25 protein-coding genes are annotated in these 14478 nt (G+C 67.1%); 1 reads left to right on the forward strand and 24 read right to left on the reverse strand.

The genetic code is table 11. From position 1 onward, the window contains the following. Positions 1-113: 113 nt before the first annotated feature. From rplQ to infA, 6 genes are all read right to left on the reverse strand, one after another. Entirely contained in the window at positions 114-683 is a 570-nt protein-coding gene (gene rplQ, locus ACPEH2_RS11080; RefSeq protein ID WP_423718705.1) for a 50S ribosomal protein L17, read from the reverse strand. Between the two features lie 56 nt (positions 684-739). Continuing rightward, positions 740-1729, reverse strand: a complete 990-nt coding sequence (locus tag ACPEH2_RS11085; protein WP_217528388.1) for a DNA-directed RNA polymerase subunit alpha — start codon at positions 1727-1729, stop codon at positions 740-742. Between the two features lie 116 nt (positions 1730-1845). Beyond that, the gene (rpsK, locus tag ACPEH2_RS11090; RefSeq protein WP_018171470.1) at positions 1846-2244 is read right to left on the reverse strand and encodes a 30S ribosomal protein S11; all 399 of its coding nucleotides are present in this window, start codon (positions 2242-2244) and stop codon (positions 1846-1848) included. 34 nt (positions 2245-2278) lie between these two features. Next, positions 2279-2653, reverse strand: a complete 375-nt coding sequence (gene rpsM / locus ACPEH2_RS11095; RefSeq protein WP_251581832.1) for a 30S ribosomal protein S13 — start codon at positions 2651-2653, stop codon at positions 2279-2281. A gap of 148 nt (positions 2654-2801) precedes the next feature. Continuing rightward, positions 2802-2918 carry a 50S ribosomal protein L36 gene (rpmJ, locus tag ACPEH2_RS11100; protein ID WP_005050492.1) on the reverse strand — a complete coding sequence of 39 codons (117 nt, stop codon included), beginning with the start codon at positions 2916-2918 and terminating at the stop codon, positions 2802-2804. A 66-nt stretch (positions 2919-2984) separates the two neighbouring features. Further along, a complete protein-coding gene (infA, locus tag ACPEH2_RS11105) occupies positions 2985-3206 on the reverse strand; it encodes a translation initiation factor IF-1 (RefSeq protein WP_017201569.1) in 222 nt (73 codons plus the stop codon). A gap of 196 nt (positions 3207-3402) precedes the next feature. On the opposite strand from infA, the gene ACPEH2_RS11110 reads away from it, so the two are divergent. Further along, the gene (locus ACPEH2_RS11110; RefSeq protein WP_423718706.1) at positions 3403-4473 is read left to right on the forward strand and encodes a hypothetical protein; all 1071 of its coding nucleotides are present in this window, start codon (positions 3403-3405) and stop codon (positions 4471-4473) included. Positions 4474-4499: 26 nt separating this feature from the next. Here the strand turns inward: ACPEH2_RS11110 and ACPEH2_RS11115 are convergent, their stop codons facing one another. The 18 genes from ACPEH2_RS11115 to rplV all read right to left on the reverse strand — a co-directional run bounded on the left by ACPEH2_RS11115 (position 4500) and on the right by rplV (position 14451). After that, positions 4500-5177: a DsbA family protein gene (locus ACPEH2_RS11115; protein ID WP_423718707.1), complete on the reverse strand. Its 678-nt coding sequence runs from the start codon at positions 5175-5177 to the stop codon at positions 4500-4502. A 13-nt stretch (positions 5178-5190) separates the two neighbouring features. Then, positions 5191-6024 (reverse strand): type I methionyl aminopeptidase, encoded by an 834-nt coding sequence (gene map, locus ACPEH2_RS11120; RefSeq protein WP_423718708.1) that lies wholly within the window; start codon positions 6022-6024, stop codon positions 5191-5193. Continuing rightward, positions 6024-6617, reverse strand: coding sequence for an adenylate kinase (locus tag ACPEH2_RS11125; protein WP_423718709.1), 594 nt, complete (start codon positions 6615-6617; stop codon positions 6024-6026). Before ACPEH2_RS11125 ends, map begins: the two co-directional genes overlap by 1 nt. After that, positions 6614-7939: a preprotein translocase subunit SecY gene (gene secY, locus ACPEH2_RS11130; protein ID WP_423718710.1), complete on the reverse strand. Its 1326-nt coding sequence runs from the start codon at positions 7937-7939 to the stop codon at positions 6614-6616. Before secY ends, ACPEH2_RS11125 begins: the two co-directional genes overlap by 4 nt. A 100-nt stretch (positions 7940-8039) precedes the next feature. Continuing rightward, positions 8040-8600 carry a 50S ribosomal protein L15 gene (gene rplO, locus ACPEH2_RS11135; RefSeq protein WP_082886191.1) on the reverse strand — a complete coding sequence of 187 codons (561 nt, stop codon included), beginning with the start codon at positions 8598-8600 and terminating at the stop codon, positions 8040-8042. Further along, positions 8600-8785, reverse strand: a complete 186-nt coding sequence (rpmD, locus tag ACPEH2_RS11140) for a 50S ribosomal protein L30 (RefSeq protein WP_020098644.1) — start codon at positions 8783-8785, stop codon at positions 8600-8602. Before rpmD ends, rplO begins: the two co-directional genes overlap by 1 nt. Next, on the reverse strand, positions 8785-9471 hold the full coding sequence (gene rpsE / locus ACPEH2_RS11145) for a 30S ribosomal protein S5 (RefSeq protein ID WP_064003320.1): 687 nt from the start codon (positions 9469-9471) through the stop codon (positions 8785-8787). The genes rpmD and rpsE overlap by 1 nt, the downstream gene beginning before the upstream one ends. Continuing rightward, positions 9468-9827 (reverse strand): 50S ribosomal protein L18, encoded by a 360-nt coding sequence (rplR, locus tag ACPEH2_RS11150; protein WP_064003321.1) that lies wholly within the window; start codon positions 9825-9827, stop codon positions 9468-9470. Before rplR ends, rpsE begins: the two co-directional genes overlap by 4 nt. A gap of 2 nt (positions 9828-9829) precedes the next feature. After that, positions 9830-10366: a 50S ribosomal protein L6 gene (gene rplF / locus ACPEH2_RS11155; protein WP_217528400.1), complete on the reverse strand. Its 537-nt coding sequence runs from the start codon at positions 10364-10366 to the stop codon at positions 9830-9832. Between the two features lie 6 nt (positions 10367-10372). Next, complete coding sequence (rpsH, locus tag ACPEH2_RS11160; RefSeq protein ID WP_064003323.1) at positions 10373-10771, reverse strand: 30S ribosomal protein S8; 399 nt, start codon at positions 10769-10771, stop codon at positions 10373-10375. A gap of 134 nt (positions 10772-10905) precedes the next feature. Continuing rightward, positions 10906-11496 (reverse strand): 50S ribosomal protein L5, encoded by a 591-nt coding sequence (gene rplE, locus ACPEH2_RS11165; protein ID WP_064003324.1) that lies wholly within the window; start codon positions 11494-11496, stop codon positions 10906-10908. Positions 11497-11498: 2 nt separating this feature from the next. Then, positions 11499-11858 carry a 50S ribosomal protein L24 gene (gene rplX, locus ACPEH2_RS11170; protein WP_064003325.1) on the reverse strand — a complete coding sequence of 120 codons (360 nt, stop codon included), beginning with the start codon at positions 11856-11858 and terminating at the stop codon, positions 11499-11501. Between the two features lie 2 nt (positions 11859-11860). Continuing rightward, positions 11861-12229 carry a 50S ribosomal protein L14 gene (gene rplN, locus ACPEH2_RS11175; RefSeq protein WP_064003326.1) on the reverse strand — a complete coding sequence of 123 codons (369 nt, stop codon included), beginning with the start codon at positions 12227-12229 and terminating at the stop codon, positions 11861-11863. Between the two features lie 3 nt (positions 12230-12232). Further along, the gene (rpsQ, locus tag ACPEH2_RS11180) at positions 12233-12565 is read right to left on the reverse strand and encodes a 30S ribosomal protein S17 (RefSeq protein ID WP_082886192.1); all 333 of its coding nucleotides are present in this window, start codon (positions 12563-12565) and stop codon (positions 12233-12235) included. After that, on the reverse strand, positions 12565-12879 hold the full coding sequence (gene rpmC / locus ACPEH2_RS11185; protein ID WP_018187344.1) for a 50S ribosomal protein L29: 315 nt from the start codon (positions 12877-12879) through the stop codon (positions 12565-12567). The genes rpsQ and rpmC overlap by 1 nt, the downstream gene beginning before the upstream one ends. Beyond that, positions 12879-13298, reverse strand: coding sequence for a 50S ribosomal protein L16 (gene rplP, locus ACPEH2_RS11190; protein WP_217528404.1), 420 nt, complete (start codon positions 13296-13298; stop codon positions 12879-12881). Before rplP ends, rpmC begins: the two co-directional genes overlap by 1 nt. Then, the gene (rpsC, locus tag ACPEH2_RS11195) at positions 13298-14053 is read right to left on the reverse strand and encodes a 30S ribosomal protein S3 (protein ID WP_064003328.1); all 756 of its coding nucleotides are present in this window, start codon (positions 14051-14053) and stop codon (positions 13298-13300) included. Before rpsC ends, rplP begins: the two co-directional genes overlap by 1 nt. Further along, on the reverse strand, positions 14053-14451 hold the full coding sequence (gene rplV, locus ACPEH2_RS11200) for a 50S ribosomal protein L22 (protein ID WP_064003329.1): 399 nt from the start codon (positions 14449-14451) through the stop codon (positions 14053-14055). Before rplV ends, rpsC begins: the two co-directional genes overlap by 1 nt. Between the last annotated feature and the right edge of the window lie 27 nt (positions 14452-14478).

Here is a 14478-nt window from a genome sequence, read left to right on the forward strand (position 1 = left end):
GCGAGCACATGATGTGGCCAGGGAAGCGGCGGCCCCACGCCCCCGCGCGGGTACGAGAAAGGGCCCGCCCCGAAACGGGGGCGGGCCCTCGGATTCCCTCCGGGGAGGGAGCCTTACTTGGCCTCGTCGGCCTTCTCGTCGTCGGACGCGACGGCGTCCTCGGCGATGGCTTCGGCAGCAGCGCCCTCCTCGGGCGACTCGGCACCGGCGTCGGCGGCGTCCTCAGCGGGCGTCTCGACCTCGGTCTCCTCAGCAGCGGGCTCCTCGGCGGCCAGCGCAGCGGCGGCCGGAGCAGCCTTCTTCGACGACTTCGCCTTCGGGGTGACGGGCTCGAGGACGAGCTCGATCACGGCCATGGGCGCGTTGTCGCCCTTGCGGTTGCCGACCTTCGTGATGCGGGTGTAGCCACCCTCACGCTCGGCGACCAGCGGCGCGATCTCGGCGAAGAGCTCGTGCACGACGGACTTGTCGCCGATGACCGACAGGACGCGACGGCGAGCGTGCAGGTCGCCGCGCTTGGCGAACGTCACCAGGCGCTCGGCGAACGGACGCAGGCGCTTGGCCTTGGTCTCGGTCGTGGTGATCGACTTGTGCGTGAACAGCGCGGCAGCGAGGTTCGCAAGCAGAAGACGCTCGTGGGCGGGGCCGCCACCGAGGCGGGCACCCTTCGTGGGCTTGGGCATGTCAATTACTCCTGGAAAGAAATTCAGTCAGTGGACCGGGGCGAACCGGAGTCCGCTCAGACGGTCTCGTCGTCGTAGCCGCCGTAGAAGTGCGCACCGTCGAACCCGGGGACCGAGTCCTTCAGCGACAGGCCGAGCGAGACGAGCTTGTCCTTGACCTCGTCGACCGACTTCTGACCGAAGTTGCGGATGTTCATGAGCTGCGTCTCCGAAAGAGCGACGAGCTCGGACACCGTGTTGATGCCCTCGCGCTTGAGGCAGTTGTACGAGCGGACCGACAGGTCGAGGTCCTCGATCGGCATCGAGAGTTCGTTGGTCAGGACCTCGGCGACCGGCGCGGGGCCGATCTCGATGCCCTCGGCCTCGACGTTCAGCTCGCGGGCGAGACCGAACAGCTCGACCAGCGTGCGACCGGCCGACGCGACGGCGTCGCGGGGGCTGATCGACGACTTGGTCTCGACGTCCAGGACGAGCTTGTCGAAGTCGGTGCGCTCACCGGCACGGGTGGCGTCGACGCGGTAGCTGACCTTGAGGACGGGCGAGTAGATCGAGTCGATCGGGATCTGACCGGCCTCGGCGTACTCGTTGCGGTTCTGCGTGGCCGAGACGTAGCCGCGGCCGCGCTCGATCGTCAGCTCGAGCTCGAACTTCGCCGAGTCGTTGAGCGTCGCGATGACCAGGTCGGGGTTGTGGACCTCGACACCCGCCGGAGCGGAGATGTCGGCGGCCGTGACCTCGCCGGCGCCCGTCTTGCGCAGGTACGCGGTGATGGGCTCGTCGCGCTCGCTGGAGACCACCAGCTGCTTGATGTTGAGGATGATCTCGGTGACATCCTCCTTGACACCCGGGACGGTGCTGAACTCGTGCAGCACGCCGTCGATGCGGATGCTGGTGACCGCGGCACCCGGGATCGACGACAGCAGGCTGCGACGCAGCGCGTTGCCGATCGTGTAGCCGAAGCCCGGCTCGAGGGGCTCGATGACGAATCGGCTGCGGAAGTCGCCGACCTTCTCCTCGGTCAGAGTGGGACGCTGTGCAATGAGCACTATGTGTTCCTTTCAGTCACGTGACCGCTATATGACACGTGCAGTTGGTGAAGTGTTGAGTTGTGACTGGGATGCCGGGGCGCGACGCACGTCGCACCCCCGGCATCCGTCGAGGATCAGACGCGGCGGCGCTTCGGGGGGCGGCAGCCGTTGTGGGCCTGAGGCGTGACGTCCTGGATCGAACCGACCTCGAGGCCGGCGGCGGTCAGCGAACGGATCGCGGTCTCGCGGCCCGAGCCGGGGCCCTTGACGAAGACGTCGACCTTCTTGACGCCGTGCTCCTGCGCCTGACGCGCAGCGGACTCGGCGGCCATGCCGGCGGCGTACGGGGTCGACTTGCGCGAGCCCTTGAAGCCGACGCCACCCGAGGAGGCCCAGCTGATGACCGCACCCGAAGGGTCGGTGATCGAAACGATCGTGTTGTTGAACGTCGACTTGATGTGGGCCTGGCCCAGCGCGATGTTCTTCTTCTCCTTGCGGCGCGGCTTGCGCGCAGCGGACTTGGCCTGTGCCATGTGAGTGTTCTCCTAAACCTGTGGCGGCCGCGCTTTAGCGCGCCTTCTTCTTGCCGGCGACGGTGCGCTTGGGACCCTTGCGGGTACGCGCGTTGGTCTTCGTGCGCTGGCCGCGCACGGGCAGGCCGCGACGGTGGCGGATACCCTCGTACGAGCCGATCTCGACCTTGCGGCGGATGTCTGCGGCGACCTCGCGGCGCAGGTCACCCTCCACCTTGTAGGTGCCTTCGATGTGGTCGCGGAGGGCGACCAGCTGCTCGTCGGTGAGGTCCTTGACGCGGATCGACTCGTCGATGCCGGTCGAGCTGAGGATCTCGACGGAGCGGGTACGGCCGATGCCGTAGATGTAGGTGAGGGCGATCACCACGCGCTTGTCGCGCGGGATGTCAACGCCGGCAAGACGTGCCATGCGATGTCTCCTAGGAGTAAGTGGAGGTGTGGAGCAGGATCGGTGCCCGGGCCTCCGACCCGAGGTGTCCCCCGCTGAGCGGGTTCTGATCCTGCCGAGATGTGTTCAGTTGTGAGCCTGCGAGGCCGCGCCGGGGCGCGGCATCCCATCAGCCCTGGCGCTGCTTGTGACGCGGGTTCGACTTGCAGATGACCATGACGCGACCGTGACGGCGGATGACCTTGCAGTGGTCGCAGATGGGCTTGACGGAGGGGTTGACCTTCATGATTTTCCTGATTCGCTGTCTTCGCCGACGCACACGGGTGTGCGGGGCGTTACTTCTCGACCGGTCTCAGCGGTAGCGGTAGACGATGCGACCGCGCGTGAGGTCGTAAGGCGAGAGCTCCACGACGACACGGTCTTCGGGGATGATGCGGATGTAGTTCTGCCGCATCTTTCCGGAGATCGTGGCCAGGACCTTGTGACCGTTGCTCAGCTCGACGCGGAACATCGCGTTCGGCAGAGCCTCGGAGATCACACCCTCGATCTCGATGACACCGTCTTTCTTCGCCATACGCTCGCTTACAGTTGGCAGACCGGTCGGTCTGCGGTGAGTGGGGATTGTGGTGACACGCCGAAACAGGCGCAACGCACCAAAGATTTAGTGTACGTGATATCGAGGCGACCCGCCACTCGACGTGTCGCCGCCGCGCGCTCAGCCCGCGATTGTTCTTCGCCGAGTCACCATCCACGTGCCGACTCACCATCCGATGGCGCGCATCTCGCTGGTGATTCGACGCACCGATGGTGATTCGACGCGCCCATGGCTTCCTGCACAGCCCGATGGATGCCGCGGACGTCCCCCGACGGCTGTTCCGCATCGCGACATCGCGACGCTGAGCCACGGAGATCTCCGAAAGCTCGCGCGGGGCACGTTCGTCGCATCGGAGACGTGGGATGCGGCGTGGCCCGCCGAACGCCATCTCCTGCAGGTGGCGGCCTATGAGCAGCGCCGGCGCGGCGGCGTCGTCTACTCCCACCTGACCGCTGCGCTGCTGCACGGACTGCCTCTCTGGGGCGCCCCGCCGACGCATGTGCACGTCTCCGGCACGCAGCACAACGGGGCGGTCTCGCGAGGGACACCGTATGTGTCCCGCCATCGATGCGCCGTACCCGACGTCGACGTGGTCTCATCGGGTGGCCTCGTCCTCACCGCGCCCGCACGCACCGTCGCCGACGTGCTGCGGACGACGCCCCGCGACACCGCGATCGCGATAGCGGATGCCGCGCTCCGCGCGGTCGCGTGGGACGCACGGCAGCGACTCTACGACGCCGATGCAGCCGAATATCTCCGCGCCGAGATCGCGCGACGGTTGACCACTGGCGCTCGCGGGGTACGTCAGGCGCGCGAACTCCTGGAGCTCGCCGACGGGCGCTCGGAGTCCGCGGGAGAAAGTGTGAGCCGCTTGCGCCTGCACGACCTGGGATTCCGGCGGATCAGGCTTCAGGTGCCGGTGGGGCCCTACTTCGTCGACTTCGGCCTCGATGACGCCGCGGTGTGGGGCGAGTACGACGGCGAGGTGAAGTACCGCGACGTCGCCATGCGGCACGGGCGGGCCCTGGAGGATGTCCTGCGAGCGGAGAAGGAGCGGGAGGACTGGATCCGCGGGCTGACCGGGCGTCGCGTCATCCGCTGGACGACCGCCGACATCCGCTCCCCCGGCGGTCTGCGCTCGAAGCTCTACCGGTTCGGCGTGTTCCCCACCCCGAATCACCGCCGAAACGCCGAATCACCACCCGACGGCGCGCATTCGGGTGGTGACGGGGCAACCGAGTGGTGACTCGGCGTGTGAGCGCCGCTTCGAGATCACCGAGCGGACAGTCGCGAGAGGATGTCGGCCTGCGGGTCGTACGTGACCGGGACGACCTCGTCGTTCACGACGAGCGTCGGGGTCCCGGTGGCGCCTTCCGGCAACTCCTGCGACTGGGCGAAGCTCTTGTACTCGTGGTCCTTGATCGACTTCTCGAGCTCGGCGGTCACGTTCACGCCGGCATCCTTCGCGATCTGGATGAGCTCGTCGTCGGTCAGGCCGGGCGTCTGCTCCTGGGGCCGCTCGTCCCACAGCGCACGGAAGAAGGCGTAGGCGTTGTCGGGGTCGGCTTCGGCGACGGCGTACATGGCGGATGCCGCACGGCTCGAGTACTCGGTGCCCTGGGAGAGCCGGTCGAGGATCGTGACCGGGTGCACCTCGAGGGTGATGCTGCCGTCGTCGACGAGGCCCGAGATCGTCTTGCCCTCCGTCTCCTCGAACTGGCCGCAGTACGGGCACATGAAGTCCACGTGGGTGGCGACGGTGTCGGGCCCGCCGCCGAAGGTGATCGCACCGGTCTCGCGGTTGATGCCGCTGGCCTGCGGGACGGGTCCGGGGCCCGACGCCTGCGAGTTCAGCACAGCGACAACGGCGACGACACCCACCAGGACCGCCACCACCGCGACGCTGATCCAGATCGCGAACCAGTTGGTCTTACCCGTGGCCGTCGCCATGTGCGTGTCCTCCTCAGGAGATGGGGGTCGGGGTGATGCCGAAGGCCGCGAGTCCCGCGGCGCCGCCGTCGGGGGCCGTCAGCACCCAGATACCTCCCTCGTGCACCGCGACGCTATGTTCCCAATGGGAGCCGTCCTGGCCGTCGACCGTGCTGACGGTCCAGTCGTCGTCCTCGACGAGGGTCGCCTCGCCCCCCGCGACGATCATGGGCTCGATCGCGACGCACAGCCCCGGCCGCACCTCGGGTCCGAGGTCGGCGACGCGGTAGTTGAAGACCGTCGGGCCCTCGTGCATCTTGCGGCCGATCCCGTGTCCGACGTAATCGCGGAGGATGCCGTAGCCCTCCCCCGACCCCTCGACGTAGGACTGCACGGCGTCGCCGATCTCGCCGACGCGCGAGGCCGAGGCGAGCGCGGCGATGCCGGCCCACAGCGAACCCTCGGTCACGTCCGACAGCCGCTGACGACGTTCGACGAGCTCGGGACGGTCCGGGTCGGGCACGACGATCGTGATCGCCGAGTCCCCGTTCCACCCTTCGAACTGCGCGCCGCAGTCGATCGAGACGATGTCGCCCGGCTGCAGGACCCGATCACCCGGGATGCCGTGGACGACCTCCTGGTTGACCGAGATGCACGTCGTGTGGTGGTAGCCGCGCACCAGCTGGAAGTTCGATTCCGCCCCGCGGGCGAGGATCGTGCGCTCGGCGATGGCATCGAGCTCCGCGGTCGCCACACCCGCGCGAACCGCCGGACGCACGGCATCCAATGCCGCCGCGGTGATGAGACCCGGTTCGACCATCGCGCGCAGCTGCGCGGGCGTCTTGTAGATGGAGCGTCGGAAGACCATCAGGCGGTGATGCCGCGCGCCGCGAGGGCCGCCGTGATGCGCTCGGTGATCTCGTCGAGCGACCCGACGCCGTCGATCTCGTCGACGATGCCGCGCTCGCGGTACACGTCGAGGATCGGCGCCGTCTCGGACTCGTAGATCGACAGGCGCTTCGCGATCGACTCCTCGTTGTCGTCGGCGCGGCCCTGCTCGGCCGCGCGACGCGAGAGGCGGGCGATCGACTCGTCGCGCGGCACCGAGAGCTCGATGACCGCGGTGAGCGGTTCGCCCCGCTGCTCGAGGAAGCCGTCGAGGTGGCCGACCTGGGTCAGGTTGCGCGGGTAGCCGTCGAGCAGGAAGCCGTGCGCGGCATCCTCCTGCGACAGCCGGTCGCGGACGATCTCGCTCGTCAGCTCGTCGGGGACGAGGTCGCCGGCGTCGATGATCGCCTTCACCTTGAGCCCGAGGTCGGTGCCGTCCTTGACGTTCGCGCGGAAGACATCGCCGGTCGAGACGGTGGGGATGCCGAGCCGTTCGGCGATGCGGGCCCCCTGCGTCCCCTTGCCCGAGCCCTGCGGGCCGATGATCAGGAGGCGGGCGGGGTTCTGCGTCATCGGAGGAGTCCTTCGTAGTGGCGCTGCTGGAGCTGGGCGTCGATCTGCTTTACCGTCTCGAGACCGACACCGACGATGATGAGGATCGATGCGCCACCGAACGGGAAGTTCTGGTTGGCGCCCACCGTCGCGAGGGCCAGGAGCGGGAGCAGGGCGATGAGGCCCAGGTAGATGGAACCCGGCAGGGTGATGCGGGTGAGAACGTAGTCGAGGTACTCCGCCGTGGGACGCCCCGCACGGATGCCGGGGATGAACCCGCCGTACTTCTTCATGTTGTCGGCGACCTCGACCGGGTTGAACGTGATCGCGACGTAGAAGTACGTGAAGCCGATGATGAGCAGGAAGTACACCGCCATGTACAGCGGGTGGTCGCCGTTGACGAAGTTCGCCTGGATCCACGACACCCAGCCCGGCACGCTGCCGTCGGCGGCGGGGTTCGCGTTGAACTGCGCGACGAGGGCCGGGATGTACAGCAGCGACGAGGCGAAGATGACGGGCACGACGCCGGCCATGTTGACCTTGATCGGGATGTACGTGTTGCTGCCGCCGAGCGTCCGGCGCCCGACCATGCGCTTCGCGTACTGGACCGGGATGCGGCGCTGCGACTGCTCGACGAACACGACCAACGCGACGGTCGCGATCCCGACGGCCAGGACCAGCAGGAAGATCTCGAAGCTGCGAGCGACCGCGATGCTCCACAGCGCCGACGGGAAGGTCGCCGCGATGGAGGTGAAGATGAGGAGCGACATGCCGTTGCCGATGCCGCGCTCGGTGACGAGCTCGGCCATCCACATGATGAGGCCGGTGCCGGCGGTCATCGTGACGATCATGAGCAGCTGCGCCCACCACGCCTCCTCGGTGAGGAGCTGTTGGCACTCGGCCACGCCAGTGATGCCGAAGAGCTGACCCGAACGGGCGACGGTGACGAGGCTCGTCGACTGCAGCAGCGCCAGCGCGATCGTCAAGTAGCGGGTGTACTGGGTGAGCTTGGCCTGGCCGGCCTGGCCCTCCTTGTACAGGGTCTCGAAGTGCGGGATCACCACGCGGAGGAGCTGCACGATGATCGTGCCGGTGATGTAGGGCATGACGCCGAGCGCGAAGATCGACAGCTGCAGCAGCGCGCCGCCCGAGAAGAGGTTCACGAGCGAGAGCAGGCCCTCGGTCGACCCGGACTGGTCGAGGCAGGTCTTCACGTTCGGGAAGTCCACGAACGGAGCCGGGATGTGCGCGCCGAACCGGTAGATGGCGATGATGCCGAGCGTGAAACCGATCTTCCGACGGAGATCCGGAGTGCGGAAGACCCGCGCGATGGCGCTGAACAAAGGGATTTCCTCCAGTGGGATGCCGGGCGCGCCGGAGCTCGCCGCATTCCAACATACGGCAACAGGGGCCGGAGGTTATCCTCCGGCCCCTGGCACGTGATTACTTGATCGAGCCGCCGGCGGCAACGATCTTCTGCTCGGCCGAACCCGAGACCTTGTCGACGGAGACCGTCAGCGCGACCGAGATGTCGCCGGTGCCGAGCACCTTGACCTTCTCGTTCTTGCGCACGGCGCCCTTGGCGACGAGGTCCGTCACGGTGACGTCGCCACCGTTGGGGTACAGCTCCGCGAGCTTGTCGAGGTTGACCACCTGGTACTCGACGCGGAACGGGTTCTTGAACCCGCGCAGCTTCGGCGTACGCATGTGGAGGGGCATCTGCCCACCCTCGAAGCCCACCTTGACCTGGTAACGAGCCTTCGTACCCTTGGTACCGCGGCCCGACGTCTTACCCTTCGAGCCCTCACCGCGACCGACACGGGTCTTCGCGACGTTGGCACCGGGGACCGGACGCAGGTGGTGGACCTTCAGCACGCCGGGGCGCGCCGCATCCTTCTTCGGGGCAGCCTTGTCGGCAGCGGGCCCAGCCGCAGCCTTCCGGGTTGCCGGCTTCTTGGCCTTGGGCTCGACGGCCTCGACCGTCTCGTCCTTCTTCTCAGCCATCAGTCGATCTCCTCAACCTTCACGAGGTGCGCGACGGTCTTGATGTACCCGCGCGTCTGCGCGTCATCGGGACGAACGACGGAGTCGTTGATCCGCTTCAGACCGAGCGAACGCAGCGTGTCACGCTGGTTCTGCTTCTCGCTCACCTTGGACTTGACCTGGGTCACCTTCAGACGAGCAGCCATCATGCACCCACCTTTGCAGCCTTGGCGGCGTCAGCCTCGGCACGGACCAGACGCGCGGGGGCGACCTGGTCGAAGTCGAGACCACGACGCGCAGCGACGGCGCGCGGCTCCTCGAGCTGCTTCAGCGCTGCGACGGTCGCGTGCACGATGTTGATCGTGTTCGACGAACCCAGCGACTTCGACAGCACATCGTGGATGCCGGCGCACTCGAGGACGGCGCGGACCGGACCACCGGCGATGACACCGGTACCGGCAGCGGCCGGACGCAGCAGCACGACACCGGCAGCAGCCTCACCCTGGACGGGGTGCGGGATGCTGGAGGCGACACGCGGCACGCGGAAGAAGTTGCGCTTGGCCTCTTCGACACCCTTCGAGATGGCGAGGGGGACCTCACGCGCCTTGCCGTAGCCCACACCGACGAGACCGTTGCCGTCACCCACGACGACGAGCGCCGTGAAGCTGAAGCGACGACCGCCCTTGACGACCTTCGACACGCGGTTGATCGTGACGACGCGCTCCAGGAACTGGTTGTCGCCGCGGTCGCGCGAGTTGCGGTCGCGGGTCTGGCTGCGCTCGCGGCCACCGCGGCGCGGCTCGCGCTCGCGCTCGGCGGGCGCCTCGGCCGTAGCCGCAGCCGCAGCGGGCTGCTCGGTCGCGGTCACTTCGTTCTCCTTGTTCTCGGTCACAGGTTCAGACCTCCTTCGCGAGCGCCGTCGGCGATCGCAGCGACGCGGCCCGCGTAGCGGTTGCCGCCGCGGTCGAACACGACCGTCTCGATGCCGGCAGCCTTCGCACGCTCCGCGACGAGCTCGCCGACCTTGCGGGCCTTGGCGGTCTTGTCACCATCGAACGTGCGCAGGTCGGCCTCGAGGGTGGAGGCCGATGCGACGGTGAAGCCCTTGCTGTCGTCGACCAGCTGGACGAAGACGTGGCGGGCGGAACGGGTCACGACGAGACGCGGACGCGCCTCGGTGCCCACGATCTTCTTGCGAAGACGGGCGTGACGACGCGAACGTGCGTCGGACTTCGACTTGAGAGCCATGGTTACTTACCACTCTTTCCGGCCTTGCGGCGAACGACCTCGCCCGCGTACCGCACACCCTTGCCCTTGTAGGGCTCCGGCTTGCGGATCTTGCGGATGTTGGCGGCTGCCTCGCCGACGGCCTGCTTCGAGATACCGGCGACGGTGAGCTTGTTGTTGCCCTCGACGGTGAGCGTGATGCCCTCCGGCGCCTCGACCAGGACGGGGTGCGAGAAGCCGAGTGCGAACTCGACCGCCGTGCCCTTCTGAGCGACGCGGTAACCGGTGCCGACGACCTCGAGGCCCTTGGTGTAGCCCTGGGTCACGCCGATGATGTTGTTGTTGATGAGGGTGCGGGTGAGCCCGTGGAGAGCACGCGACTCGCGCTCGTCGTCGGGGCGGGAGACCAGGACCTGGTTCTCCTCGACCTTGACCTCGATGGGCTGTGCCACGGTGAGCGAGAGCTCGCCCTTGGGGCCCTTGACGGCGACGTCCTGGCCGGAGACCGTGACGGTCACACCGGCGGGGATGTCGATGGGAAGACGTCCAATACGCGACATGTCAGATCACCACACGTAGGCGAGGACTTCCCCGCCGACGCCCTTCTGCTCGGCCTGGCGGTCCGTGAGGAGGCCAGAGGAGGTGGACAGGATCGCGACCCCGAGGCCACCGAGGACCTTGGGAAGCTCGTTCGACTTCGCGTACACGCGGAGACCGGGCTTGGAGACGCGCTTGATGCCGGCGATCGACCGCTCGCGGTTCGGGCCGTACTTCAGGGTCAGGGTGAGGGTCTGGCCGACACGGGCGTCGGAGACCTCCCAGCCGGAGATGTAGCCCTCCTGCTGGAGGATCTCGGCGATGTGCGTCTTGAGCTTCGAGCTCGGCAGCGCGACGGTGTCGTGGTGCGCGGAGTTCGCGTTGCGCAGACGGGTCAGCATGTCTGCGACCGGGTCTGTCATCGTCATAAGTGTGTTCCTTTAGTCATGAGGTTTCGACTGCCGTTACACGACAGGCGACCTTCTATGAATGAGCGATATTCAGTTGTGCAGTCGTTCGGCCCCGGAGCACGCCCCGAGGCCGAACGATCGATCTTATCGGATCACGCCTGAGCGTCCGCCGACTTGAACGGGAAGCCCAGGTGCTTGAGCAGCGCCCGACCCTCGTCATCCGTCTTCGCCGTCGTGACGATGGTGATGTCGAAACCGCGGACGCGGTCGATCTTGTCCTGGTTGATCTCGTGGAACACGGACTGCTCCTGGAGACCGAAGGTGTAGTTGCCGTTGCCGTCGAACTGCGTCGCCGACAGTCCGCGGAAGTCGCGGATGCGGGGCAGGGCGAGGTTGACGAGACGGTCGACGAACTCCCACGCACGGTCACCGCGGAGGGTGACGTGGGCGCCGATGGCCTGGCCCTCACGCAGCTTGAACTGCGCGATGGACTTGCGGGCCTTGGTGACGACCGGCTTCTGGCCGGTGATCTTGGTGAGGTCGTCGACCGCACCATCGATCACCTTGCTGTCGCGCGCAGCCTCACCGACACCGGTGTTGACGACGACCTTCACGAGACCGGGGATCTGCATGACGTTGGCGTAGCCGAACTCGTCCTGCAGAGCCTTCTTGATCTCGGTCTGGTACTTCTGCTTCAGGCGGGGCTGGATCTTGCCAGCCTCCGCGGCAGTTGCGTTGCTCATGTTCAGAGGTCCTTGCCGCTCTTCTTGGCGTAGCGGACGCGGACGGTGCGCTTGACGCCGTCCTTCGTCTGCTCCTCGACGCGGTGGCCGACACGGGTCGGCTTCTTGGTCGACGGGTCGACCAGCGCCACGTTGGAGATGTGGATCGGGGCTTCCATCGTCTCGATGCCGCCCGTCTTGGTGCCGCGCTGTGACTGGCCGACGCGGGTGTGCTTGGTGACGTAGTTCACGCCCTCCACCACGACGCGGTTCTGCTCGACGAGGACCTCGAGGACCTTGCCCTGCTTGCCGCGGTCGCCGCCCTTGTCCTGCTTGCGGCCACTGATGACCTGAACCAGGTCACCCTTCTTGATGTGCGCCATGATCAGATGACCTCCGGTGCCAGCGAGACGATCTTCATGAACTTCTTGTCGCGAAGCTCACGACCGACCGGACCGAAGATGCGGGTGCCGCGGGGCTCCCCGTCGTTCTTCAGGATGACGGCGGCGTTCTCGTCGAACTTGATGTACGAGCCGTCGGGACGACGGGTCGACTTGACGGTGCGGACGATGACGGCCTTGACCACATCGCCCTTCTTGACGTTGCCGCCCGGGATCGCGTCCTTGACGGTCGCCACGATGACATCCCCGACACCGGCGTAACGGCGGTTGGAACCACCGAGGACGCGGATCGTGAGGAGCTCCTTGGCGCCGGTGTTGTCGGCGACCTTGAGGCGAGACTCGTTCTGGATCATTGCTTACTTCGCCTTCTCGAGAATCTCGACCAGGCGCCAGCGCTTGGTGGCGCTGAGCGGACGGGTCTCGTTGATGAGGACGAGGTCGCCGATGCCGGCGGTGTTCTGCTCGTCGTGAGCCTTCACCTTCGACGTGCGGCGGATGACCTTGCCGTAGAGGGGGTGCTTCACGCGGTCCTCGACCTCGACGACGATCGTCTTGTCCATCTTGTCGCTGACGACGTAGCCGCGGCGGGCCTTGCGGTACCCACGGGCGTTGACGTCGCGGACGTCGTGCTCGGCCGACTCGTGACCAGCGGTCACGGGCGCCGTAGCGGCATCCTTCTTCTCAGCCATCACTCGGCCTCTTCCTTCGCGGCCTCAGCGGACTCGTCCGCCTTCTTGGCCTTGCTCTTCTTCGCCTTGGTGGCCGTCTCGACCGGGGCGGGGGTGGCACGGATGCCGAGCTCCCGCTCGCGGATGACGGTGTAGAGCCGCGCGATGTCGCGCTTGACCGCACGGATGCGGCCGTGGCTCTCGAGCTGGCCGGTGGCCGACTGGAAGCGCAGGTTGAACAGCTCTTCCTTGGCCTTGCGCAGCTCCTCCACGAGGCGCTGGTCTTCGAACGTGTCCAGCTCGCTCGGGGCGAGCGTCTTGGTGCCGACGGCCATTACGCGTCGCCCTCCTCGCGCTTGATGATGCGTGCCTTGAGCGGCAGCTTGTGGATGGCACGGGTCAGGGCCTCGCGAGCGAGCTGCTCGTTGACGCCCGCGACCTCGAAGAGGACGCGACCCGGCTTGACGTTGGCGACCCACCACTCGGGCGAACCCTTACCGGAACCCATGCGGGTTTCGGCCGGCTTCTTGGTGAGCGGACGGTCGGGGTAGATGTTGATCCACACCTTTCCGCCACGCTTGATGTGACGCGTCATGGCGATACGAGCGGACTCGATCTGACGGTTCGTCACGTAAGCGGGCGTGAGGGCCTGGATGCCGAACTCACCGAAGCTGACCGTCGTGCCGCCGGTGGCGGCGCCGTCACGCTTCGGGTGGTGCTGCTTGCGGTACTTGACCTTGCGGGGAATAAGCATCAGGCAGACGCTCCTTCTGCGACGGGGGCCTCGCTGCGGGGGCCACGACGACGGTCGCCACCGCGGTCGTCACGACGTGACTTCGGCGCGTTGGCCTGCTCGCGAGCGAGCTCCTTGTTGGTGAGGTCGCCCTTGTAGATCCAGACCTTCACGCCGATGCGGCCGAAGGTGGTCTTCGCCTCGTAGAAGCCGTAGTCGATGTTCGCGCGGAGGGTGTGCAGGGGCACACGGCCTTCGCGGTAGAACTCCGAACGGCTCATCTCGGCGCCGCCGAGGCGGCCGGAGACCTGGATCCGGACGCCCTTGGCACCGGCGCGCTGCGCACCCTGCAGACCCTTGCGCATCGCGCGGCGGAAGGCCACACGGGCGGAGAGCTGCTCGGCGATGCCCTGCGCGACCAGCTGAGCGTCGGCCTCGGGGTTCTTCACCTCGAGGATGTTCAGCTGGATCTGCTTGCCGGTGAGCTTCTCGAGGTCGGCGCGGATGCGCTCGGCCTCGGCGCCGCGGCGGCCGATCACGATGCCCGGGCGGGCGGTGTGGATGTCGACGCGGACGCGGTCACGCGTGCGCTCGATCTCGATGTTGCTCACGCCGGCACGGTCGAGCGACGTCGTCAGGAGGCGACGGATCTTGACGTCCTCCGCCACGTAGTCGGCGTAGCGCTGCCCGGGCTTGGTGGAGTCCGAGAACCAACGCGACACGTGGTCGGTGGTGATGCCGAGGCGGAAGCCGTACGGGTTGACCTTCTGTCCCATTACTTGCTCGCCTTCTTGGTCTGGGCAGCCGGGGCGGACTCGGCGACCTCGGGGGTCGAGAGCACGACCGTGATGTGGCTGGTGCGCTTCTTGATCTGGAACGCGCGACCCTGGGCGCGGGGCTGGAAACGCTTGAGCGTCGTGCCCTCGTCCACGTACGCGTTCTTCACGTACAGGTCCTGCTCGTCCAGGAACTCGTTGTCCTTGTCGGCCTTCACACGAGCATTCGCGACCGCAGCGGCCACGAGCTTGTAGATGGGCTCGCTGGCACCCTGGGGAGCGAACTTCAGGATGGCGAGAGCCTCCTGAGCCTGCTTGCCCTTGATGAGCGCGACGACACGACGAGCCTTCTGAGGGGTCACGCGGATGTGCTTCACGCGTGCGATGGATTCCACCACTTTTACTCCTCCTCTTCCTCTCTCTGA

The organism is Microbacterium sp. NPDC064942 (assembly GCF_049545525.1).
Classification (GTDB): Bacteria; Actinomycetota; Actinomycetes; order Actinomycetales; family Microbacteriaceae; genus Microbacterium; species Microbacterium gawkjiense.